This window comes from Shewanella sp. MF05960, from assembly GCF_050849305.1.
Classification (GTDB): domain Bacteria; phylum Pseudomonadota; class Gammaproteobacteria; order Enterobacterales; family Shewanellaceae; genus Shewanella.
This window is the reverse complement of the sequence record NZ_JBOZPS010000021.1, coordinates 1-23,706: the sequence shown is the minus strand read 5'-3', so window position 1 is coordinate 23,706 and position 23,706 is coordinate 1. Positions and strand designations below refer to the sequence as shown.

General features: G+C 39.2%; 24 protein-coding genes and 1 pseudogene. 16 read left to right on the top strand and 9 right to left on the bottom strand.

From position 1 onward, the window contains the following. Positions 1-136: 136 nt before the first annotated feature. Complete coding sequence (locus ACROAE_RS17585; protein ID WP_432404321.1) at positions 137-757, top strand: protein-disulfide isomerase; 621 nt, start codon at positions 137-139, stop codon at positions 755-757. 92 nt (positions 758-849) lie between these two features. Here the strand turns inward: ACROAE_RS17585 and ACROAE_RS17580 are convergent, their stop codons facing one another. Further along, a complete protein-coding gene (locus ACROAE_RS17580; RefSeq protein ID WP_432404462.1) occupies positions 850-1,491 on the bottom strand; it encodes a LysE family translocator in 642 nt (213 codons plus the stop codon). A 315-nt stretch (positions 1,492-1,806) separates the two neighbouring features. Between ACROAE_RS17580 and ACROAE_RS17575 the strand changes: the two genes are divergently transcribed. The 4 genes from ACROAE_RS17575 (at position 1,807) to ACROAE_RS17560 (ending at position 3,459) form a co-directional block, all read left to right on the top strand. Next, positions 1,807-2,049: a hypothetical protein gene (locus ACROAE_RS17575; RefSeq protein ID WP_432404318.1), complete on the top strand. Its 243-nt coding sequence runs from the start codon at positions 1,807-1,809 to the stop codon at positions 2,047-2,049. Continuing rightward, positions 2,031-2,387 carry a hypothetical protein gene (locus ACROAE_RS17570; protein ID WP_432404315.1) on the top strand — a complete coding sequence of 119 codons (357 nt, stop codon included), beginning with the start codon at positions 2,031-2,033 and terminating at the stop codon, positions 2,385-2,387. Before ACROAE_RS17575 ends, ACROAE_RS17570 begins: the two co-directional genes overlap by 19 nt. Next, positions 2,387-2,980, top strand: a complete 594-nt coding sequence (locus ACROAE_RS17565; RefSeq protein ID WP_432404312.1) for a hypothetical protein — start codon at positions 2,387-2,389, stop codon at positions 2,978-2,980. Before ACROAE_RS17570 ends, ACROAE_RS17565 begins: the two co-directional genes overlap by 1 nt. 146 nt (positions 2,981-3,126) lie before the next feature. Next, on the top strand, positions 3,127-3,459 hold the full coding sequence (locus ACROAE_RS17560) for a hypothetical protein (protein ID WP_432404309.1): 333 nt from the start codon (positions 3,127-3,129) through the stop codon (positions 3,457-3,459). A 242-nt stretch (positions 3,460-3,701) separates the two neighbouring features. Here the strand turns inward: ACROAE_RS17560 and ACROAE_RS17555 are convergent, their stop codons facing one another. Continuing rightward, a complete protein-coding gene (locus tag ACROAE_RS17555) occupies positions 3,702-3,950 on the bottom strand; it encodes a DUF3297 family protein (RefSeq protein ID WP_432404306.1) in 249 nt (82 codons plus the stop codon). Between the two features lie 328 nt (positions 3,951-4,278). On the opposite strand from ACROAE_RS17555, the gene ACROAE_RS17550 reads away from it, so the two are divergent. From ACROAE_RS17550 to ACROAE_RS17540, 3 genes are read left to right on the top strand one after another with little or no spacing between them, the layout of a single operon-like run. Beyond that, positions 4,279-5,409: a DUF2157 domain-containing protein gene (locus ACROAE_RS17550; protein ID WP_432404303.1), complete on the top strand. Its 1,131-nt coding sequence runs from the start codon at positions 4,279-4,281 to the stop codon at positions 5,407-5,409. Further along, positions 5,402-6,610, top strand: coding sequence for a DUF4401 domain-containing protein (locus tag ACROAE_RS17545; protein WP_432404300.1), 1,209 nt, complete (start codon positions 5,402-5,404; stop codon positions 6,608-6,610). The genes ACROAE_RS17550 and ACROAE_RS17545 overlap by 8 nt, the downstream gene beginning before the upstream one ends. Further along, positions 6,607-7,146 (top strand): GDYXXLXY domain-containing protein, encoded by a 540-nt coding sequence (locus ACROAE_RS17540; protein WP_432404297.1) that lies wholly within the window; start codon positions 6,607-6,609, stop codon positions 7,144-7,146. The genes ACROAE_RS17545 and ACROAE_RS17540 overlap by 4 nt, the downstream gene beginning before the upstream one ends. Positions 7,147-7,270: 124 nt before the next feature. Here the strand turns inward: ACROAE_RS17540 and ACROAE_RS17535 are convergent, their stop codons facing one another. Next, complete coding sequence (locus ACROAE_RS17535; RefSeq protein WP_432404294.1) at positions 7,271-8,020, bottom strand: putative porin; 750 nt, start codon at positions 8,018-8,020, stop codon at positions 7,271-7,273. 566 nt (positions 8,021-8,586) lie between these two features. Here ACROAE_RS17535 and ACROAE_RS17530 point away from each other — a divergent pair. Further along, positions 8,587-9,780 carry a serine hydrolase domain-containing protein gene (locus ACROAE_RS17530; protein WP_432404290.1) on the top strand — a complete coding sequence of 398 codons (1,194 nt, stop codon included), beginning with the start codon at positions 8,587-8,589 and terminating at the stop codon, positions 9,778-9,780. Between the two features lie 92 nt (positions 9,781-9,872). Here the strand turns inward: ACROAE_RS17530 and ACROAE_RS17525 are convergent, their stop codons facing one another. From ACROAE_RS17525 to ACROAE_RS17505, 5 genes are all read right to left on the bottom strand, one after another. After that, complete coding sequence (locus tag ACROAE_RS17525; RefSeq protein WP_124729825.1) at positions 9,873-10,295, bottom strand: CBS domain-containing protein; 423 nt, start codon at positions 10,293-10,295, stop codon at positions 9,873-9,875. Positions 10,296-10,410: 115 nt separating this feature from the next. Then, positions 10,411-10,881: an acyl-CoA thioesterase gene (locus ACROAE_RS17520; protein ID WP_432404286.1), complete on the bottom strand. Its 471-nt coding sequence runs from the start codon at positions 10,879-10,881 to the stop codon at positions 10,411-10,413. Positions 10,882-10,946: 65 nt separating this feature from the next. Beyond that, complete coding sequence (locus tag ACROAE_RS17515; RefSeq protein ID WP_432404283.1) at positions 10,947-11,672, bottom strand: CBM9 family sugar-binding protein; 726 nt, start codon at positions 11,670-11,672, stop codon at positions 10,947-10,949. A 285-nt stretch (positions 11,673-11,957) separates the two neighbouring features. After that, the gene (locus ACROAE_RS17510; protein ID WP_432404280.1) at positions 11,958-14,144 is read right to left on the bottom strand and encodes a malate synthase G; all 2,187 of its coding nucleotides are present in this window, start codon (positions 14,142-14,144) and stop codon (positions 11,958-11,960) included. A 340-nt stretch (positions 14,145-14,484) separates the two neighbouring features. After that, on the bottom strand, positions 14,485-15,435 hold the full coding sequence (locus ACROAE_RS17505; protein ID WP_432404277.1) for a LysR family transcriptional regulator: 951 nt from the start codon (positions 15,433-15,435) through the stop codon (positions 14,485-14,487). 109 nt (positions 15,436-15,544) lie between these two features. Here ACROAE_RS17505 and ACROAE_RS17500 point away from each other — a divergent pair, with 109 nt between their 5' ends. From ACROAE_RS17500 to ACROAE_RS17470, 7 genes and pseudogenes are all read left to right on the top strand, one after another. Further along, positions 15,545-17,125 carry an isocitrate lyase gene (locus ACROAE_RS17500; RefSeq protein WP_432404275.1) on the top strand — a complete coding sequence of 527 codons (1,581 nt, stop codon included), beginning with the start codon at positions 15,545-15,547 and terminating at the stop codon, positions 17,123-17,125. 588 nt (positions 17,126-17,713) lie between these two features. Continuing rightward, complete coding sequence (locus ACROAE_RS17495; protein ID WP_432404272.1) at positions 17,714-18,262, top strand: hypothetical protein; 549 nt, start codon at positions 17,714-17,716, stop codon at positions 18,260-18,262. A gap of 54 nt (positions 18,263-18,316) precedes the next feature. Beyond that, positions 18,317-19,230 (top strand): annotated as a pseudogene (locus ACROAE_RS17490) (nuclease-related domain-containing protein). A 153-nt stretch (positions 19,231-19,383) separates the two neighbouring features. After that, positions 19,384-19,719 carry a hypothetical protein gene (locus ACROAE_RS17485; RefSeq protein ID WP_432404269.1) on the top strand — a complete coding sequence of 112 codons (336 nt, stop codon included), beginning with the start codon at positions 19,384-19,386 and terminating at the stop codon, positions 19,717-19,719. After that, entirely contained in the window at positions 19,668-21,518 is a 1,851-nt protein-coding gene (locus ACROAE_RS17480; protein WP_432404266.1) for an NACHT domain-containing protein, read from the top strand. Before ACROAE_RS17485 ends, ACROAE_RS17480 begins: the two co-directional genes overlap by 52 nt. 2 nt (positions 21,519-21,520) lie before the next feature. Beyond that, positions 21,521-22,399, top strand: coding sequence for a hypothetical protein (locus tag ACROAE_RS17475; RefSeq protein WP_432404263.1), 879 nt, complete (start codon positions 21,521-21,523; stop codon positions 22,397-22,399). Positions 22,400-22,477: 78 nt separating this feature from the next. Next, positions 22,478-22,636: a hypothetical protein gene (locus tag ACROAE_RS17470; RefSeq protein WP_432404470.1), complete on the top strand. Its 159-nt coding sequence runs from the start codon at positions 22,478-22,480 to the stop codon at positions 22,634-22,636. 70 nt (positions 22,637-22,706) lie between these two features. Here ACROAE_RS17470 and ACROAE_RS17465 read toward each other — a convergent pair whose 3' ends face one another. Beyond that, a complete protein-coding gene (locus tag ACROAE_RS17465; RefSeq protein WP_432404260.1) occupies positions 22,707-23,291 on the bottom strand; it encodes a hypothetical protein in 585 nt (194 codons plus the stop codon). Positions 23,292-23,706: the final 415 nt, after the last annotated feature.

The window sequence follows — 23,706 nt, the reverse complement described above, 5'->3', positions numbered from 1 at the left end:
TGACTGAGCAATAATGGTCTAGCATTCAACTAAGCGATACAGAACAGACCATTAAAACAGCACGACGACAATGATTGTATATTGGCGATAAACTATTTAGGATCGGCTCATCTGATCGCCAATATGAATCAATATCATGACCACTGAGCTTTATTTTATCTTCGACTCACACTGCCCCTGGAGCTACGCCACGACTCCGTTGGTGAATGCACTGCAACAAGCCTATCCAGACATGACAGTACATTTACTGCACAGTGCGCATTACATTGGTAAAGACAGTGCCGGCGAAGAGCAAATGCAAGCGGCAGCCAAAGCCAGTGGCCTTAAATTTGGACGTGAGCATATTCGTTATGTAAACAGCCCAAAAAACTCAATAAAAACAGCTAACTTTATGGCCTGGATGCAAGACAAGCAAGCCAGTAAACAATTACCAGTGCTTAATGCCATTCAAGCTGCGCATTTTATTGAAGGCAATCCATTTAACAATAAACACGACTTTAACGACATCGTCGAAAAGTTTAAGTTATCGCCGACCAATAAAGTGTTTAAAGACGAGCTGAGTACCGATGCTGAATACATTTTAGAAGCCATTGAAGAGATACAGCAATCCATTGGCACCACGAGCTTTCCGGCATTAATTATGACCGTTAATGATAATGCCATATTCATCGACCACTCTAAATACCTCAAAAATCCACAAGACGTGGTTGCTGCGGTAGAGCAAGAGATCGCAGCGATCAAACAGTCAAAACATTAATCGCACTCATCATAGTTAAAATGAGTTAAACAGCGCATAACAAAAAACCACGGTATTAACCGTGGTTTTTATATATGTAACACTCAATCGCGTTAACTTACACTTTGTACTTGGGATGCCAGTAACCAAAGTGCTAGCGCAAAAAATATCACGCCCATAAACTTGTTTTGATAAGTACGAAACTTAGCATTATTGAGTAATGACTTACCCAAACTTCCCACTAAAACCACCAGCAATAAATTAAACACCAGTCCCATCACATTCAGTAATAGCCCTAACGCCAACATTTGCTCACCAGAACTAGCACTGAGTTGAGTCGACACAAACTGGGGCAAAAACAACACAAAAAACAGTAATGCTTTAGGATTTAATAAATTGCTCATTACTGCACGGCGATAAAGTAATTTGGCTAAGTTATTCTGCTGAGCAATCTCGGGCGCCTCACTGGCACTGCTACGCATGCAATCCCAGCCCATTTTTAGCAAATATGCGCCGCCTAAAATCCGTAATAACTCTAATGCCATTGGATTCATCGCCACCAGCGCCGAAACACCCATTGCCGCAAGTAAGGTTAAAATAAGACCCGAAGTCGCATTGCCAAAACTGGCATACACGCCCACTTTGCGGCCATAGCTCAAACTCGAACTGGCAATCAACAACATATCAGGGCCAGGAATTAACAGTAATGCCACCACAGTGGTCAGGTAAACAGGAAGTAACGCCAGATCAATCATCATAAATACACAAATTATAAGAATGGTAAAACACGGCGCGGATTCTACAGTGATTGAACATGAATGAAAGTCATGTTGTGTTTAAACAGAGTGACGCTTGGCAGAGTTTGTTTACAGATGAGATGATGAAATAAGAAGTAGACAAATTTTACCCTCAAACTAGCTATTCTGATTACTACAGACTAATCATTTATAATAGGATAAAAAAATAAAACAATATATTTCATATAGATATGGCTAATAATTATTCAGTTAAGTCAATATCAGTTATAGTATGAGAATGGTTCAAATAGAATAATTTAAAAGGAATTAAATATGGCATCTAGTGATTTGGCGATTACCGCTCAAGAACGAACAAATGTGCTTAATGGCAACTTAGAAGCTTTCTGGAGAAGTAGACTAAGCAAAAAAGATCCTGTCGCTCGGATTGGATATGCTTTATGGGTAACCGATACCACAAAATTAAAACATGTTATTCAAAGCGGCGATACTAATTTTTGGAATATTGGAATAACAAAGGGTTTGCTTACTGGGAGTTTATGGCTCGTTCGACTGTAGTTAATTTGGCAACCGGACTTGAAAGTGGCGGCTTTCGGGGTACATTTTCACAAATGAGAGCGAAAATTAAAGACGTCGGTATTGAAGTGGCAAATCAACATATATCCTTCGTTACACATGACTATGACAATGGCAATATTGGCGAAGTAAAAGGTTTGCTCAGCCTTAAGCAAATGGCTGACTACCATCACATCGCATTTAAATTGTTCAATATCCCTAACCATTTTTATGGTGGTACTTGGCTTAATAATGTTCCTGATGAAGCGGAATTTACATTGTATGGTGAACTTTACTGCCATGACTGTGATTCTGCTGTTGGATATAAAGGAGCTAACTAATGAATCAATTAATCATATTAACGCCACTATTATTAATCGCGGCATGCAGCCCTAGTACCAGTACAATAAAATGGGATAAATACTGTTTACCGAAGGAATATTTAACCCCAGCGTCACTATCTACCGCATCAAGTAACGATTCAAACTTTGATAAAAATACAGGTTATGGCCCTTCAATTTTTTTTGAAGGTAAAGAGCTACACAAACATATTTCTGCTTTTAAAGTAACATCACCTAGCCATTCAATAGGTAATATCTATCACCATATTCAAGTTAATCTTTCTAACAATAAAATTATTAAACATGTATTGAATATTGAAGATTTAAGACATTCTGATATGGAAAACATCAAATTTGAAGATCAAAGCCCATATCATTGGGTGGCATATGATAAGGCTGGAAGCGATTACTTATATTGGGGCGATTGTATGTTAGATGGTCACGGCGAAACAGATCCGAGTTATCGATGTACACATCAATTCAACATCGGAGACACAGTTGGAACTTATGCTATTAAAGATGAAAATATACTTTTACATCAAAAAATTGATGAATTCGTACTCAATAAACTTAATACATGGCAATGCAAGTAAACTCATACCAGATTGGGACTAATAATATGCGCTCACTTAAGTACATGAATTAACATAAATAGTTGAATTTGAACTACCTAATACTTCTGAATTCCGATGTAGTATCAATTTTAATACAAGACCAGACTAAATAGGATCATAGATAAATGGAATTAACAGAAATCATAGGAAGTTATATATTAATTTTTTTTCTAAGTATTGCCTTTTCTTCATCTAAAGATAATGAGGTAGCATACATCTTAGGACCGGCATTATGCTACATACTCCCTTTTTTTACAGGTGATTTTTGGTCTCAGTTACTCGTGAGTATAATAGTTGCATTCCTTACATCTATATCGATAGGACAAGCAAAACTAGCAGGCGATGTAACAGGTACTGGAGCAGTCATGCTTATCTGTATAATAAGTCATTTTGTTTTATTCGTTATCAGTATCGCCGCATATTTCATTTTGACATTTTCAGGCTTCGTGATCGATTAATAACAAGTCTACAAGGTAGATTGTAGCATTGCTAAGAATTAGTCTAATCAATTTTTATATATTGTTATGGATTTTTTAACTGCAATAAAACATCACATGCGCTGCCATGAGCGAAACTTAATGAGTAATACTTGATAAGTAAATCTAGCGTTAATTGTTTATCTAAACTTTCACCAAAGCAAAAGGCCAGCCCATTGGGCTAGCCTTTCGTTTTTTGACGCTAAGAGTCAGCTTACTCAGTTCTACTTGTAGAACGCTTCAACCTTGCCTTTTACTGTCATCGTAAGCGGTTGGCCACGACGATCTAATGCTTTATGCGAGGCAACTTTTACCCAGCCTTCACTGATGCAGTATTCTTCTACATCATTTCGCTCTTTACCATTAAACAAAATGCCAATCTCATGTTCGAAAATGGCAGCCACATGGTGTGGGCTACGTGGATTAACGCTAAGGCGATCGGGTAAAGCAGGTTTAGCAGTAGTGTCGTTCATGATCATATTCTGTAATTAATAAAACGTGCGTTATTGTAGGCAATAGCAGCAAGATGCTCAATAGCGGCGATCATAAATGTGAGGCCCAATCAAAAGATACCGGTGCCGATAATAAAACCGCTGCGATCAACTATCACGAAAACGCCTGTTATCAGTCAATTTTTCACCTAAGCAGTGTTTTAATGATTAATCGTTTTATGCATTAATACCTTTAAATTGTATATCGATACCGTTAACTTGAATTAAAGTAGGGAAGAATGAAGCGCTAGACTACAGTTGTTGTGGTTGAATTAGCCGGACACTTCAATAAAGGGATAATGGACAGGGAATGATGACGCAAAAACGATCCACTATATGGCATTGGTTTTTAGACGGTAAGATAGACCGCGCTAACTTTAAGGCCGCAATGTTAGAGGCCTACCCTCACCCCAATGCAAACAAGTGGCAGCAATTAATTGCCAATCTATTATTGTATCTCGGGGTGCTATTAGTGGGCGCGGGCGTGATATTTTTCATGGCGTTTAACTGGGATGCGCTATCGCACCTGAATAAATTTGCCATAGTCGAAACCCTATTTGCGCTGTTTATTGGCGGATTTTATCTCGCTAATCACGCACAAAAAAAGCACCTTCCACCATCCAGTTTTCCACATAATCAGCATGCGCCGCATTTTCAGCAAAGCCAGCCTAGCTCAACTATTTATGGTTGGAACCTGCCTAACGCCATGTTATTGGGTGCCAGCATTATGCTTGGGGCTTTACTGGCATTAGTAGGGCAAACCTATCAAACAGGCGCTGACCCATGGCAACTATTCGCTATTTGGGCAGTATTAGTTTTACCCTTTGCTTACATTGCAGGTTTTGATCTGTTGTGGTTACTCATTGTGGTATTACTCAACGTCAGTTTAGGGCTATATCTGCAATCCTTTGCATCGGTATTTAGTTTTTTACTCGAAGACATCCAGCAAATCGCTCTGTTTGGTTTAGCTAACTTCGCTATTCACCTATTATTTATTGTTGCGAAACGCTGTCATTGGCGTGGACAATTGCGCTTTAACTGCCCCATGGTAGAAGCAAGCAGTTTACTGGCTAGTATAAGTGCATTTACCTGGCTCATAGTGTGGCTCATTTTTGACTTTAGTTATAATTACGATACCAGCGAACATGTTGCCTATTATGCACTGCTTTATCTCGTCACTCTGGCCTGCGTATTTGTTTGGTATCGTTACCGCGATCCAGCCTTATATCCCATTACGTTAGTGTTAACCAGCATAAGTACCGCGATTGTCTCGCTACTTTCAAGAGCGCTATTTGATAGCAACGACACCATTGAAGGCTTTTTTCTGATAGCGATGGTGGTTATAGGCCTAACCAGCGGCAGTTTATATTGGCTAAAACAATTACAAAAAGAGTTTGCTCAAACGGCAATGTTAAATATTGAGGAGACTGGCCATGAGTAACATAAAATCATCCAACGCATTATGGTTGTCACTGCGAAACAAAGACCTGGTTAACGCAGATACCGCACCAGAATCCTTGTTAGCTAGCCCTTGGTATATCATTGCAGCACAAATGCTTGGCGGTTGGGTTGCCTCGCTATTCTTATTGGCCTTTGTCATGCTGGGCGTGTCATCTGTTAGTGATATAACCGAATCGTTTATTGGCTTTGGCGCCACGCTCACTCTCGGATGCTTAGCGTATTACCGGCTAGGGCAAAATCGCCAAGAGTTTATTCTACAAATGGTATTTGCGTTTAGCCTATGCGGACAAATAATGCTGCTTGGGGGGACCTTCGAAAGCTTAGAATCGAGTAACGAAACCCTCATCGCAGTCATTTATGGGGTCACTTTTGCCATACACTGGCTCGTCATACCCCACAAAGCTAACCAATTTGTCGCGGCATTAGCTATGGTGCCCAGCTTATTAGCCATCTTAGTGATTAACCATTTATCATTACTTGTATTGCCATTATTGGTATTGAGTTTAGTGGTTATCTGGACTCAACTTTATCGATGGCCACAACATTACCAGCGCATTAGAATGCTAGGCTACGCTGTTGCTATCAGTTTACTGCTCGTCAATATCATGTTGTCTGAAATTAGCGACACAATGGAATTGCCCAACGTACTCATGGCACTAAGCTCTAGCCTCAGTGACTACTTAGCGATCGTCATCAGCTTGTTATCAGCGCTATGGTTGATGAATCAAATTTATAACCAGCTCCACTCTAATGCTAATACTAATGCCAATAGCAATAGCAATACCGATAACACTGCTAATACCGATAACACTAAATATGGCAATCGCGATCAAGTGATTACTATACGTCCTCGTGACATGTTAATGGTTATCCTAACGGCGATATTAATCGGTCTACTGTCCATCGTCATGAGCGGATTAAGCGCAGCACTACTCATGCTACTGCTAGGTTATTTTTATAACGAACGTAAATTAGTCATCATTTCGGTATGCGCCCTGCTCGCCTTTATCAGCATGTATTATTACTCACTCCACATCGACTTGTTTGATAAGTCATTGTGGTTAATGGCCAGCGGCATAGTATTACTCCTGCTGAGATTTGCCATGGGCATGAATACTAGCAAGACAGCTGAAACCATAATAAATACAGTTACAACGGCGCAAAATAAGGAGCAACCATGATGGTGTTAAATACTGTGGCGCCGCTCAATTCACGCCAGCTAAGTCAGCGATCACTTTGGGCTATTATCGCAGCATTGTTGATACTCGCCGGTATTAACTACAAGATTTTTCAGCAAGAACAGCTGTTAGCTAATGGCGAAATAATCCTGTTTGAACTCGCACCTGTCGATCCAAGGTCGTTAATGCAAGGCGATTACATGGCATTAAATTACGACATTGCCCGAATCGTTAGCCAGTCAGTTGATGAACTCTCAAACACGCCAAATAACCATGATGGCTTTTTTATTGTCACACTCGACAATAACCGCATTGCTCAGTTCGATGGCATCTACCACGGTGCAGCGTTAACACCAGCACAGCGACTGATCCAATACCGTGTTCGTGACGGCAGTGTGAAACTGGCCAGCAACGCTTTTTTCTTTCAAGAAGGTCGAGCAGAAGAGTTTGAAGAAGCTAGATATGGCGAGTTTAGAGTTAACCAAGCAGGACAAATACTGCTGAGTAACATGATAGACAAAGATTTTAAGCGGATTTAAGCGACAGCGAATGATTAAAGATAATAAAAAATAAAAAGGAGCCTGGTTAAGGCTCCTTTCTTTAAGGGAGATGATCTGTATCAATAAGCGTTTATTGATAACATTTTATTAGAGATGTTTTAGCTTAGAAACGGCCAACAACACCTACACCAACAAACAAACCGTCTACGTCAGAATCAAGTACTTTTGCTAGCTCAAAAGTCGCTGAAAAAGAATCTGACATACGTAACCAGTAAGCTGTTTTGGCAGTAAAGTTATCGTCTAAACCGTTATCTTCATAACCTAAACCCACAGACCATGCTTTAGTCACATACCAGTCAGCGTTTACGTTAAACATATCGTCATCATCAGTATGAGTCCACATCGCACCTAAATCGATACCAGTAGTGCTCTTAAGATCAATAAAGCTACGCGCTTCAAGACCATAGATTGAATCAATATCGCTACCATCAACATAGAACGCAGCAACTTTTGAGCTGTCGTTGAAGTAATAACCTACATCAAGTTTGTAAGTATCAGTATCAAAAGCACCAGCGTCATAACGTTGGATTGCCGCGCCAACAAACCACTTAGAATCGAAAACATAGGTGCCATCGACATTAAAAATATCAAGGTCAGCATCATCAATCATTGAATAGCTAGCGCCAACATTGGTAGATTGTGCTAAAAAGCCATTTAATGCATATGGGCCTTTTTCTTGTGATACTGAGTCAAGATAAAAACGGTAGTTTAGATCCCATTGACCATCACCGAACTCTTCAGTATTAGCAGAATATCCTAGACCCGCTTCGTGGTGAAATGGCGCATCTTGTGCAGCCATAACAGGTAAAGCAGTAAAACCTAATACTAATGCTAATGCAGTAACGTTTTTCATCAATCATTCCTTTATTTGATTATTTTACGCTAGGTGATTCAAGCAGATAAATAGAGTGGGTTAACCAAATGGGTTAATCCTTTAACTCAACAGTGGGCTAACCGTAATGTTGGCCAACGTGCTTTCCTAGCGGCGCATACTCTAAAATAATAAAATGCTAAAATAAACCCAAAACAAAGAATTAATGATATTTTTCAATTAAATACATTACATGTAATGTAAGCCATATCGCCACCACCTACTTTAGCAATAGATAAACTCGTAATCATTTGGTTGCAAAAATGTTAATTAAAACAGTTGTTCTAACGAATAAGCCAATGGCAGCAAGGTAAATAACATCAAGAATAAACAAAATAGCGGTTTTAAGACTCACGGAAATTAACAAAAGTAATGGTAAATCTAATGGCTGTTTTTGATTAACAACAACCTAATGCCAAGAGTCTTGTTAGCCATTCAACACAGGGCATACCATTCCCAAAGCTAACCATAACAATTCGTTAACTATTTGATTTATAGTCTCGATAGCATTAGGTTATTGCTAACGCCTACGCTATTTGGAAATACTCATGTCGACTTTGCTCAAGTTCATCAAAGGCTCTTTTATAGCCCTTATCACCATTGCCGTTATTTTACTGGCATTTAATTGGCAAAGCGCAAACCGCTTATACAGCGTCATCAGCCTGTTTGATGAAGCACTCATCGTGAATAACTTTTCCCACATGAATGACGTCTTTTTCAACAAAAAAATTGTTCATCAAGGTCAACCTTATGCATTTGGCGTCGAACCAAAAGCCTTGCCAGACTCTTTCACCTATCGAGACAAAGTAACTAATAGCGAAGCGTTTTTAGCGCGCAGAGCAACAACCGCATTGTTAGTGCTTAAAGACGACAACATCACCTTTGAGCAATACTATTTAGGCACCCAAAGTGACGACAAACGGATTTCGTGGTCGATGGCCAAATCCTTTGTGTCGATATTATTTGGTATGCAAGTCGATGCCGGCAACATTGATATCAACAAAACAGTCGGCTTTTATCTGCCTGAACTTGCTAACTCTGGTTATGGCAACGTTAAAGTTAAACACGTACTGCAAATGTCGTCTGGGGTTAAGTGGAACGAAGACTATCTAGACTTTAATTCTGACATTAACAAAATGGGCCGAGTGCTGGCCATTGGCGGCTCGTTAGACGACATGACCAGTGAACTGGTGAATGAATCTGAGCCAGGTAAAGCTTTCCACTATGTCAGCATGGACACCCACGTAATTAGCATGATCCTCAGGCGGGTGAGCGGAAAATCATTAGTCGAACTGATCCAACAAAACCTGTGGAACACCATCGGCATGGAAAGCGATGCGTTTTGGCTCACCGACTCTCAAGGGGCTGAATTTGCATTAGGCGGCTTAAATGTCACTACCCGTGATTACGCCCGCTTTGGCCGTTTATTACTAAAAAATGGTGCGTTTAACGGCAAGCAAATCGTCTCGGCAGAGTGGATAAAAGCCGCCACCACACCACAAGCTGAATATCTTAAACCGCAAACAGACACACTCGGCTACGGCTACCAAATTTGGTTACCACCACAAGCACAGCAAGGGGAATTCTTTTGCGTGGGCGTATATGGGCAATATATCTATGTCAATCAACAACACAATGTGGTTATTGTAAAAAACAGCGCCGATTTAGGCTTTCAAGATAGTCTAATATCAAAACATGAAACCATCGCGTTTTTCCGTGAGATTGTCGCGTCATTAGAGTAAAAGGTATCTGCTATTAATGGTATTACGCTAACGTGACAACTCAAGCCCTTACACTCACAACGCATCAAATAATCATCAAAGCCAGCCGGCGTTTATTGTTGTAACAATAAACGCTGGCACAGTTTGACAAAATCAGACGAGGTGACAATTCCTAATACCTGGTTTTGCTCATCGACCACTGGCAAGCAGCCTAATTTGTTATCGATAAAATACTGCACCACAATGGTTAACGGTTCATCTAATCCAAGCTTTTGCACTTGAGTATCCATCACCTCGGCAATTGGGGTGTAACGCTCTTTTCGATCAAGTGCCCCTTGGCCATATTTATTAAGCATGGTTAATACCATGGCAATCATCTTTTTATGTGTCAGCATGCCAATAAACTCACCTGTAGATTCACTGATCACCGGCAAATGGCGCACATTTCGACTTTGCATTAACAGATGCGCATCTTTAAGGCTTGCCTCATGGCTAATACACACCGGATTAGGGGTCATAATATCGCGCACATTCATGGTCTATCTCCTTAACTCACATAGGTTAAATACTAGTCAAAAGTAAAACGTTACGCTAACAACCTTAACTAATAAGCACAACGCTACACTGTGATCCTACTCGCTAATTTGAATGCTAGGGGCTAATCTGAATGCTAGCTCGGCCATAAATATCAGCAAATATTTCAGGCATGCGTTTTGGGCGACCGCTAGACAAGGCAATACACACAAACTCGGTGCGGGCCGTGAGTAAAGACACCCCGTCGCTTCTGCGAATAAACTCAAAATGGCGCGCCAGCTTTAACCTGCCATCGCACTCAACAATCCAGGTGGCGCAATCGATCACATCATTAAGATAAGCCGCAGCCAAATAATTAATCTCATGTCGGCTAATCGCCATGCCTCTATCTAACGATTTATATTGCTCAATCGTTAACCCAAGCGCATTAGAATGTGCCCAGGAGGTTTGCTCTAATTGGCTCACATACGCGACATTGTTGGCATGTTGATAATGATCAATTTGATCTGGGCTAACAGTCCAACTCAGTATAAAAGGATCGGCATGCCGCCATTGTTGAGCTGCAATAGTGTTACTTGAATCGGGCATCCGTTACGCCTATTGGTAATTAAAATCGATTAAACGCACAAACAACCTTGATAGATTAACAGGCACTAGCGTTTCAGGGTTATTTTGCCAAACACACTGGCATCAATAAAACCTCTGTTTTTGTCACCGTTAACCGGAGTAATCTCATGAGATCCCATAAAATGCTCTCTTACTGGGCTGCCGTCATTATCGCAATAGGCGAGCATAAAACCGATGATTTTATTCGGTGTTAACAGCAAAGGCTTATCTTGTTGGCCTTGTTTAAAATCATTAGGATACAGCTTAATCGCGACCTCCCAAATCACATTGTAAGGCGCCTCACTACTGCGCTGCCAACGACTCTTTAAATGCGACGTATACAGGTGAGCTTGTTTGTCTGGGCCATAATCAGCCGCCTGATTATCTAGGCCAATATGGTAAGCAAATGCACTGTGATTAAATTGATGATCGCCACCAGAGGCATCGCTATCAATAAACACTTCTAAGGTGTCATCATCCCAATAATTCACCCTTGGGTCGGCATGGGTATCAAGCAACACATCGTCGGTAATTTCAGCTTGCAGGTAAAGATAGTGTTCATCCCACAACAACTTATATTTACCGCTAAAATCACTCGCAGAATCGGGCAACACCCCATCCATTAAATGCGGCATCGTATGCCACTTCGCTTTCTGCCAGGCAGGATCAGCAACCCCATCAATATCGATAGGCGTTGCAGTATAGTCAACATCCATAGCAAACAGTGTCGGGCTACTAAACAGTAATCCCAAAGCAAGTAACGAATATTTCATAAGGCTCATTTCTAGTCAGTTTTATATAGCCTCGCTTAATCTGGCAGCGAAAACAATCATAAATCAGACCAGCGATTAAAAGCTCTGCATCAAGCGATGTCTGAAATAAATCGGCCCAACAATCTGGTCAACACCCCGTAGGCTAGCTAGTACTTTAAAAATTTACTCTGACATCACTCTTACACCAACTAAAAAATGACCACAAAAAAAGCCCTAATCTTTGCAAGATCAGGGCTTATTAATTGCGTAACTACATAGGCTTAAAGCCAGTATTAACGGTACTGATTAGCCTGCTTTAGCTTTCGCTTGAATTCGATAAGCATGTAGCAACGGCTCTGTGTAACCAGAAGGCTGAGATTTACCTTTAAAAATCAGATCGCATGCTGCTTTAAAGGCGATGCCGTCAAAGTTAGGCGCCATATTAGTGTACAGCGGATCACCGGCATTTTGAGTATCGACCACCGCGGCCATTTTTTTCAACGCCGCCATCACTTGAGCTTCACTGCATAGGTCATGTTCAAGCCAATTAGCTAAATATTGCGATGAAATTCGTAAGGTTGCTCTGTCTTCCATCAAGCCGACATTATTAATATCAGGCACTTTTGAACAACCTACACCTTGATCAATCCAGCGCACAACATACCCTAAAATACCCTGGGCATTATTTTCCAGTTCAAAAGTAATTTGCTCATTGGTGAGTGTTACCCCTTCAGCAAGTAAAGGAATGGTCAACAAACTGTCAATGCTAGCACGTGGGCGTTGCTTAATTTTTTGCTGAACATCTGCCACATTAATTTGATGATAATGAATAGAATGCAACACGGCACCATTTGGCGACGGCACCCATGCAGTGTTTGCACCCGCTTTAGGATGAGCCGATTTTTGCTCAAGCATCGCGGCCATTTCATCTGGCATTGGCCACATGCCTTTACCGATTTGAGCACGACCTTGTAAGCCACATTCAAGCCCAATATCAACATTCCAATCTTCGTAAGCACTAATCCATTTTTGCTGTTTCATCACCGATTTAGGCACAAACGGGCCTGCGAGCATTGAGGTATGCAGCTCATCACCGGTGCGGTCAAGAAAGCCTGTATTAATAAACACCACGCGCTCTTTGGCAGCCCTAATGCACTCTTTTAAATTCAGTGTCGTTCTGCGCTCTTCATCCATAATGCCGACCTTAATCGTATTACGCGGTAGCTTGAGCGCATCTTCTATCTTAGTAAACAGGTCACAGGTAAATTGCACTTCTTCAGGGCCATGCATTTTAGGTTTTACAATATTCACCGAACCTTTGCGGCTATTACTACGACCATTATTGTTACCTTTAAGGTCGTGCATCGCAGCAAGCACAGTGATCATGCCATCAAGTATTCCTTCAGGTATTTCGTTGCCATTTTTATCCAGCACGGCATCAATGGTCATCAAGTGACCCACATTACGCACAAATAACAAACTTCTGCCGGGTAAAGTAACGGTTTTGGCACTCTGGGCATTAGTAGCGGTATACACGCGATCGTCGTTAAGTTCTCTAACGATCTCTTTACCATTTTTAGTCAACGAGGCAGATAAGTTACCTTGCATCAAACCTAACCAATTGCGATAAACTTCAACCTTGTCTTCAGCATCCACTGCCGCGACAGAGTCCTCACAGTCCATAATGGTGGTAACAGCGGCTTCAACCAGTAAGTCTTTAACGCCAGCGCGATCGCTGCCACCAATTACACTGCTTGGGTCTATTTGAATTTCAATATGCAGACCATTATTCACTAACAAAATAGCACTGGGTGCATCAGCACTACCCTGGTAACCCACACACTTATCGGTTTGGGCTAAAGTGGTAGTCGAGCCGTCAGTTAATTGCATCCGTAACACACCTGCGTCGATGTAATAACGGGTCACATCGGCATGGCTGCCTTGTGCTAAGGGCGAAGCGGTATCTAAGTGCTGTTTGGCAAAAGCGATAACTTTATTACCGCGTACAGGGTTGTACTGTTTAGTTTGCTCTGCGCCACCTTCTTCAGATATCGCATCTGTGCCATATAGCGCATCATACAGGCTGCCCCAACGCGCATTGGCAGCATTAAGCGCAAAGCGCGCATTTTTAACTGGCACTACAAGTTGTGGCCCCGCTTGTGCGGCAATTTCATGGTCTACATTTTCAGTGCTAATTTGAAAAGCCTCACCTTCAGGCACCAGGTAACCTATTTCAGACAGAAAAGCTTTATATGTTACAGGGTCAAAATCTTTGGTGGGATGGTCAATATGCCACTGATCAATTTGCTGTTGTAGTTGTTGTCTTTTTTCTAACAGCTTCACATTAACCGGAGAAAATTCGTTAATAATGTCCTCAAATTTTGCCCAAAAGGTTGCTGAATCAATACCAGTACCCGGGCAAATGTCACTGTCGACCAGCTGCCACAATGCTTGCGCTATTTGTAATCCACCAACTTGAATACGTGCTGTCATGTTTAATCCCTACCTTAATTTCTGTGCGTTGACCGTAAACTAAGCCATAAATCATATGCCCTAAATCATATGCCCTAAATCATATGCCCTAAATCATTAGCCATAAATCATTGGTCCTAAATCATTAGCAATAAGTCATTAGTCCAAATCACTAGCGCAAACTCATTCCACTGTTAACAGCATACTGTTCATACGCAGTAATACTTTACTCTATATCAAAGTTATCTTATTTATCCAATTTATACCCGTTATCACCACTATTCACCAAAGATATGGCAAAATGGCATTTTTTGGTTACTTTACAACATATAGGTAACTAAATATCATAATGCCAATAACATTAAACGTCGCCTCTATTTATCTCTTCTGCGGTTTTAGTGATAAGTTGACGCATCCACTGATGCGCTGGATTATTCTGAAGCAAAGGGCTCCAGGCCATAGTTAATGCAATGGGTTGGATAATAAAAGGCGGCGGCACAATGCAAACCCGATCATTATTAATATGATGACGCGCCATCTTACTTGGTATGGTTGCGATCAAATCTTGTTGCTCAGCCAACAAACAGGCAGCTTGATAATGGCGAGTAAAAACGGTGATCTGGCGTTTAACACCTATTCGCGTTAATGCTTCATCTACCCAACCTAAACGCTGAACATCATCTGGGTTCATCCCTACCCCAACGCCCATTCCTGTTTTACTCACCCACACATGCTTAGCTTTTAAATAACTGTCTAAAGAAAACTTCTTTAAAACAGGATTATTCTTACTAATCAAACAGCTAAAATCATCACTCCACAATACTTTTTGATGAAATGATTGCGGAATACTGTCGAAACGATTGATCACCATATCGACTCTTCCTTGTTCTACATCAGGGAAACTGACATCACTTGGGGTCATGATATCTAAAATAACGTTGGGCGCTTGAGTACGAAGCTTGGCAATAAGAGGTGGAATTAACGTCGCTTCAGCATAATCACTTGCCATAACACGGAAGACTTTATCACTGTCGAGTGGATCAAAATTGGCACGCGGTTGTACGGCCTTTTCCAGCCCAATAATCAACTCACTAATAATGGGTTGTAATTCATTTGCGCGTTCGGTCGGCGTCATACCCTGACTCGTGCGAATAAGTAACGGATCATCAAACAAGTTTCGTAAGCGTTTTAGGCCGTTACTCATTGCAGGCTGGGTGATCCCAAGCTGGTCTGCCGCTTTAGTAACATTTCTTTCACGTAGTAAAACATCTAAATAAACAAGGAGGTTCAAGTCGATACGAGATACATTCATATGGTGAATACCGAAAATAGTAAGTATAAATTAGGCTTATTTAACCAAATCTAGCTATTATTTTCAACGTAATCAATTGCCGCTAATCTATTTGTTAAGGAATAAACACATGACTCACTACAAAAATAATATCGATGAAGCTGCCACCTTGATTAATTCAGAAGGTAGTGCATGGAATGCCATCAACCCAGAGTCAGTCGCTCGTATGCGTCTACAAAATCGCTTTAAAACTGGGTTAGACATCGCAAAGTACACTGCCAAGATCATGCGTGAAGACATGGACAACTACGACAAAGACTCGTCACAGTACACTCAGTCTTTAGGTTGCTGGCATGGTTTTATCGCCCAACAAAAAATGATTTCGATTAAAAAACATCTTTTAACGACTAAGCGTCGTTACTTATACCTTTCAGGTTGGATGGTAGCCGCACTGCGCAGTGAGTTTGGTCCATTACCTGACCAATCTATGCATGAAAAAACCTCTGTAGCAGCGTTGATTAAAGAGCTATACACCTTTCTACGTCAAGCTGATGCCCGTGAACTAGGTGGTCTTTTCCGCGAATTAGATAAGGCCAAAGAGTCAGATAAAGCCGCAATTCAACACAAAATTGAAAACTTCGAAACCCACGTTGTACCGATTATTGCCGACATTGATGCCGGTTTTGGTAACGAAGAAGCCACTTACTTAATGGCAAAACAGATGATTGAAGCCGGTGCTTGTTGTATTCAATTAGAAAACCAAGTATCAGACGTAAAACAGTGTGGCCACCAGGACGGTAAAGTCACCGTGCCACATGTTGAGTTTTTAGCAAAAATTAACGCGGTTCGTTATGCATTTTTAGAACTTGGTATCGATGACGGCGTGATTGTTGCGCGTACCGATTCATTAGGTGCTGGCTTAACGCAAAAAATTGCTGTCACTAAAGAAGCTGGCGATCTAGGCGACTTATACAATAGCTTCCTTGAAGTTGAAGCCGTTGATGCAGCAAAACTTGAAAACGGTGATGTGGTATTCAAGCAAGGTGGCAAACTGGTGAAACCAGCTCGTCTACCAAATGGCTTATTTAAGTTCCGTGCTGGTACCGGTGAAGAGCGTTGTGTACTTGACTGTATTACTTCATTGCAAAATGGCGCTGACTTATTGTGGATTGAAACTGAAAAGCCGCATGTATCGCAAATCGGTGGCATGGTTAACGAAATCCGTAAAGTTATTCCTAACGCTAAGCTTGTGTATAACAACTCGCCATCGTTTAACTGGACGCTTAACTTCCGTCAGCAAGTATTTGATGCGATGCAAAAAGCAGGACAAGACGTATCAGCTTACGACCGCCCTCAATTAATGAGTGTTGATTACGATGGCACTGAGCTTGCTATCCAGGCTGATGAAAAAATTCGTACTTTCCAAGCTGACTCGGCACGTGAAGCAGGTATTTTCCATCACCTTATTACACTACCGACTTACCATACAGCTGCACTGTCTACCGATAACTTGGCTAAAGAGTACTTCGGTGACCAAGGTATGTTGGGTTATGTTGCCAATGTTCAACGTAAGGAAATCCGTGAAGGTATCGCCTGTGTTAAACATCAAAACATGGCTGGTTCAGACATGGGTGATGCGCATAAAGAGTACTTCTCTGGTGACCAAGCGCTTAAAGCGTCTGGTAAAGACAACACAATGAACCAGTTCTAAGACAGCTTTTATAAACTGCTTGTGTAGAGAGTAGAAACTAGAAAGTAAATTACCCAAATAGTGACTAGCTTAAGCGATGTTTTTGAAGTGAACATGACTAACAGCGAAAACTAAACCCAAAAGGCCTGCTTAAAATAAGCAGGCCTTTTTTATGTTTCGCATTAGGGTAAACGTTAGGGAAATTGGTCACTGTGACGCTAACGCTGATTCTGCGCCTCCTTTACTGCTACCTATTAAGATATCCCCTGAGACAAGCCATTATTATGCAATGACATTTTGACATACATAATAGTCACAAGATTGTTAAAAATAGATTGAATAAAAGCGTAAAAATCGGTTATTGTCTGAACACACAAGGAATGCAGGCTCGAATGCAGTCAAAGCGACAAGTGATCAAATCGAAATCAGGGATGAAACCATAGCCTGCCCGCTATCGTTTATATAAAGCCACACCAAACGCTTAACGCCCTACCCCTTTGATCTTTTTGATGTATTTCAGGTGAAAACTGGGAACAGAAATAGATTTTAAAAGATTTACTCTACCCACTTATTTCTAGTCTATTTATATCAACAAGGAAGTTAGAACATATGAAGAAGTTATTTTTATTTTGTATCAGTATTTTGCTCATTGGTTGTGGCGGTAATTCAATGGACAATCATATAGGTTATTGGCAACCTATTGATAGTAAACCCCTTAAAGTTGCAGAAATATCAAAAAATGGTGAAAACTATTTTTTCAGTGAAAATATTCTAAAGAAAACTGGGTTAAATTTATGGGGTAAAGAAATAAAGCCGTCGAAACCTACCCTATTACAAAATAACAATGAGAAATTATCCATTATGGGCATACAACCGATTGCCTTATCACCTGATAACAAGAAACTCTTTATTGGAAAAAAAACTTACGAACGAATTTCTCAACAGCAGCTAAGTGAAATACAAGTTAAAGCCGAAATGGATTTCAATGATGCTGAAAACGTGAGACTAAACTGTAAAAAAACAAGCGAAAAGTATCACGCTGAATCTGCTGAAATAAGAACCAAATATCGCAAAGACATTAAAGAATTAACGCGTAAGTCTAATGAACTAACTGAAGTATACAGTGCTGAGTTACAAAAATGTCGAGCTATTGGTTAACGATTAAATTTATAAAACGAGTCATATAGGACTCGTTTTATATCAAGGACGACAATGACAAGCTTGTTTACCAATGTATTCGCCACCATCATCTTACTTTCGGGCATGTTTTTGATGGTGTTGATTATGCACCTAATGCTTAAATACCGTGACCAAACGGTAAAACTACCTGTCGATCGTGAACAACTCCAGCGCATCCCCGCATATGGCCTACAACAACAAATTCAAGACTTACAGTTTGATTTAATCGCTGGCCTAACAATGGCCGTTATTGTAGTGACATTTCCGTTTGCCTACGAAAGTATCGTCAAGCATATTAGCGACAATTCATTCCCATACGCTTTCGCCCCGATAGTCATCATAGGCATAGGATATTACGGACACAAGACGTGGAAAAACTTTTCCAAACTCACAAAATTACGTCTAGGCCACACCGCAGAAATCGCCACTGCCAATGAGCTAATCGGCTTACAAGCTTTGGGCTATCAAGTGTTTCACGACATACAAGCCGACGGCTTTAACATCGACCATTTAGCAATAGGTAGAAATGGCGTATTCGCCATAGAAACCAAAGGCCGCCACAAGCGTAAACGCGACAGTAAAGCAACTAGTGCCACTAAAGGCAAAGACTACCAACTATGCTATAAAGACGGACGCTTATGCTTTCCATCGTGGACTGAAACTAAGCCAATAGAACAAGCCACCCGACAGGCAACATGGGTTAGCCAATGGTTAGCCAATGGTTAACCAAAGCCACTGGCCAACAGGTGTTCTCCAGCCCAGTACTCGTATTCCCCGGCTGGTATGTTACAAGCCAAACAAAGCCACCGTTTCCGATTTTAAATCACAAGCAGTTGGTTAAAACCATACCCTCAGTCAGAGCCCAAGCACTCAGCCAACAGCAGGTTGATGCCATTGTGTATCAAGTCGCGCAGCGGTGTTTGAGTAAGAGTGAGGTAGGGAAATGATGAATGTTGAAAAAGATTACTCCAAGCTGGTTTATTCATAATAATTCATCGTGACATTTCAAATTCACAATTACGGGCAACCATGCTATTGAAAATAATAAATTGGTAGTTCGTCTAAGCTTTCAGATTATTAAAGCAAGGTATATAGACAAAATGGACGAGAAAGAAAAAATCATAGCTTTATACAAAAAGTATGGGTTTGATCATAGACAGAGCTGCTCTAACGGTAACTTTTTAGCATTTACCTTTAAATCTGGTTTTTTTCATAATGCGGAAATTGTTTCGCTAAACATTGAAGAAAGAAACAAGATAGAACAAGAAATGGAACTATTTGTAACCCAACTTGAATCCTTAGGTTTTTCCACCAAAAAAGCTTTCTACAAAAATGTTGAAGAGATCGAAAAAACTTTATTCCATGGCTTTTTTAATGTCACTGAATGGAAAAAAAAATACAGGAAGAATATAACGATCACTGTACAAAAACGTTAAGTGTTCTCCCAGAGGAAGCTGATACTTACTCTTATATTCACGTTCCTTATTTAAAAAATAATAAGAAAGAAGAGACAGATATCATACAAGACATTTGCGATAATCTACTTGTTGATGGGCCACAATTAAACATCATTGAAGCACCTGCAGGATTTGGAAAAACGTGTACTTCTTACGAAATAATCAACACATTAGTAAGTAATTATAAAAATGCACCAATACCATTTTTCACCGAATTTTCGAGAGACAGGCAAGCAAGGGTTTTTAGCCATATTTTTGTTAGAGAGGTCGACAGGTCATTTAATTCAGTAAAATCTGATGTAGTAATAGATGAAGTGAAACAAGGAAAAATAGTCGTAGTACTGGATGGTTTTGATGAATTATTACATGACAAAGGCGATTCACTTGACGACAATGTAAAGTTTGAAAATGCCGAACCGATGTTAGAAACCATCGGAGAACTATTAACGAGTAATGCAAAGATCATATTAACATCGAGACGTTCAGCAATATTTGATGGTGAAATGTTTAACGAATGGATAAGCAGATATGAAGACAAATTTTCCATAAATCGCTATAAATTAGATAAACCTGAGATTCAAAATTGGTTACCATCTTCAAGGTTAGAAATGCTTAACAACACCTCTATAGATATAACTAAATTATCAAACCCAGTACTACTAAGTTTTTTACGATTCATTAATGATGAGCTTTTTGAAAAGTTATGTAAAACACCATCACAAATAGTGGAGTATTATTTTTCATCAATGCTAAATCGAGAAATGGACCGTCAAGAGTTGAGAATGAGTCCACAGCAACAGACTGAACTGCTTAAATTTGTTGCTACAGATATGTGTGATAATAATTATACAGCTGATAGTAAAGAAAGAATAATTAAAGTAATAAAAAAACAAGGTGCAGAGCTCTTAAATGAAGTCCGTACATTATATTCACCAAAAGACAGGCCAACTATTGATAAATTAGCAACAACATTATCAAATCATGCTTTTTTTGATCGCAGTAACCAGGGTGAAAACAACATTCAATTTATTAACGAATTTGTATTTGGTAATTATATTTCCGAAAGTATAATATCCTGTAATGATGAGTGGTTTGCAAGTGATGAAAGGTTTGTTGAACCTGCAGTACTTTCTTATCTAGCAAGAGATTACGCATCAAAAAAAATATTATGGCATAATTTAAAATCGATGAATGAGTTTTTAGAACTTTCAACAAGAATGAAATTTGAAGCCTACCTAACAGATAATATAGAAAATGAAGTTTATTCCAATGCTGATATTACATCAATAAATATAAAGGATTTAGATATATTTAAAGTGGGAAAAATACAAGGCAGCATTTTTAACGAGTGTTTATTTACTCGCATTAACTTTAACTTAGACAACTTTGAAGATATTACCTTTCTAAATTGTGCGTTTTGGGACTGTACGTTCAAATCTCATAAACCACCTGAAGTAAACTTTTACAATTGCAATGACAACAATGATTTCATTCATAACATAGAAAAACAAGAAATATTAGATAATTCAGAATCTAAACCTAACATTGTTTACTATATTTTTTCAAAAATCTGGCCTATCGGTAGCTCTTCAATTGATCGTTTACATTATTTCACAGGAAATTTATTTAAAACAGATGAATTCAGCAGAAGAGAAATAAATAAAGAAATAAAGAGATTGAAACGTGAAGAGTTATTATTAGGTGCCAATGATGTCAACTTTATCAGTATCAACAAAACAAAAATCGTCGAAATAAAAGAAATATTAGGAAGGAATTAATTGTGGGAGTTATAAATGCAGAAGTAATTTTAAAAATAATTACTGAAACAATCTCAAATAAGCTATCTGATGTTGGGTTGATGTTTAGAATTTTTTCAAGAGCAAAAGATGAAGAGTCAATTAAGCGAAAAATAGATTCAGAGCCTGAATATGGTAAAAGTAAAAAACTACAAGATTTAATAGGTGTGAGAATTGTTTTGTACTTTAATGATGACATTGATACTGTTAGAGATATTATTTCTAATGAGTTTGAAGAACGGGAAAATGATGTAAGTATTGATAAAAACAAAAATGACGAATTTAAAGCAACACGTTTCAATATTGTTTATACGCTAGGGGAAGAGTTAGAGAAGCGATTAAATATTGGTGATAGAAAACATATAATCGATAGTACTTTCGAGCTGCAAATTAGAACAATTTTCTCCGAAGGTTGGCATGAAGTCGAACATGACCTTCGTTATAAATGTAAAGGCGACTGGGATGGCTTTGATAATGAGAGTAGATTGTTGAACGGGGTTTATGCCACACTGGAAACTAGTGAGTGGACAATGATAAAAATCTTTGAGGAAGTTGCTTATAGTCACTATAAAAGCAAAGATTGGCCTGCAATGTTTAGACAAAAATTCAGGTTGCGCTTTACTGATGATACTATCAGTCCCGAAATTAGAGAAATTTTTAAAAATGATAATGAATTAGTAAAACGATTTTTCAGAATTGATAGGATTAAGCTAATTAAAGATATGAGTAGAAGAGGTTACTTTTTCCCAATGAGCATTCAAAATATTATATTTTTTGCGAATATTTCAATAATTCAAAATGAGGACATTAATAAGCTAGTTCCACCGATAATGATTGAAGCAATGACAAACCCTATAATTTAATAAGTGGGGGTAAAGTCTGCCTCCCCCACAAAAGAATGAATAAGAATAATGAGATAGGTTAAAAACTGAGGAACATTCATGGCATTTGGTGATCAAATTTATCGCCAAAAAAAATTACCACGAGTCAATGCCATGAATGCAAAACAAGTTTTACCAAAATGCCTCTCACTTGTCGCCCGCCCTTTTATCGCAAAAGAGGCACAAAACTCGCCGACAAAGTCTGTTCTCTGCAATTGAAAGCTCAATGAATGGTAGAGCATTATAAGGTATACACTGCAATAATTATGGATGTCTATGTTATTTTTGCCTACGTACAAAACGTAATAGGTTTAAAATAACCAGGCTTATCTTCACCAAGCTCTAACACGTTTAGGTCTTCCATAAATGTAAAAAAATCATCATTGTCATTAAGTTTTAAATACACATTTAATTCATTATTATTATTGGAGAACTGACTGTTTTTACATGCAGACTCGACGCTAAGATTAAAACTACCAGCACCATCGCTATTGTTAATTCTATATTTCTTTACAATTTCCTGCCCGTGTAGCATTTTTAACGCATCATCTTTTTTCAATTTTAAAATAAAAAATTTACTGTCATTATTACTTTTTTGTCTCAACTCATCAGGTAATACATATTGATCATTCACTTTTACAAAAAATTCATGCTCAAAACTATAGTTAGGGTCATTAGTTTTAAAGTTAAATGTAATCACTACATCGTTATTATTAACAACTATTCCATTTGGGGCTTGAACAGCGACAACAATCTCACCTGGTTCAAGTTCTAATGGATTGACACTCATCATTTTATACATTGTTGTTAGCGGTATACTACTGCACCCAGAAACAGCCCAAAAAATCATTAAAAATACAAATATACGCTTCATAATCCTTAATTACCTTGTTAAAAATAAACTAGTTTGAAATCTATTTAAAATTTCTTCAGAAAAAATTTAAAACATACACTCTTTTAATTTAAAGCTGTCACTTTGTTGTACTTATCATGGACATCACATAAGTGCATAAGTTCATAAGTTCATAAGTTCATAAGCGTGGGCAGAGCCTGACACCCCACAAAAGAATGAATAAAATAATGAGATAGGTTAAAAACTAAGGAACATTCATGGCATTGGGTGATCAAATTTATCGCCAAACAAAAATTACCACGAGTAAATGTATCTAGCGTCAATTAACTTGGCCGGTTCCGCGTCAATTATCTTGGCCGGTTGACACCGAATTTTATTTGCTCTTATTGAGCGCTGTTTTGCGTCGGTAACTTTCACCTTCGCAATGAATAATCGT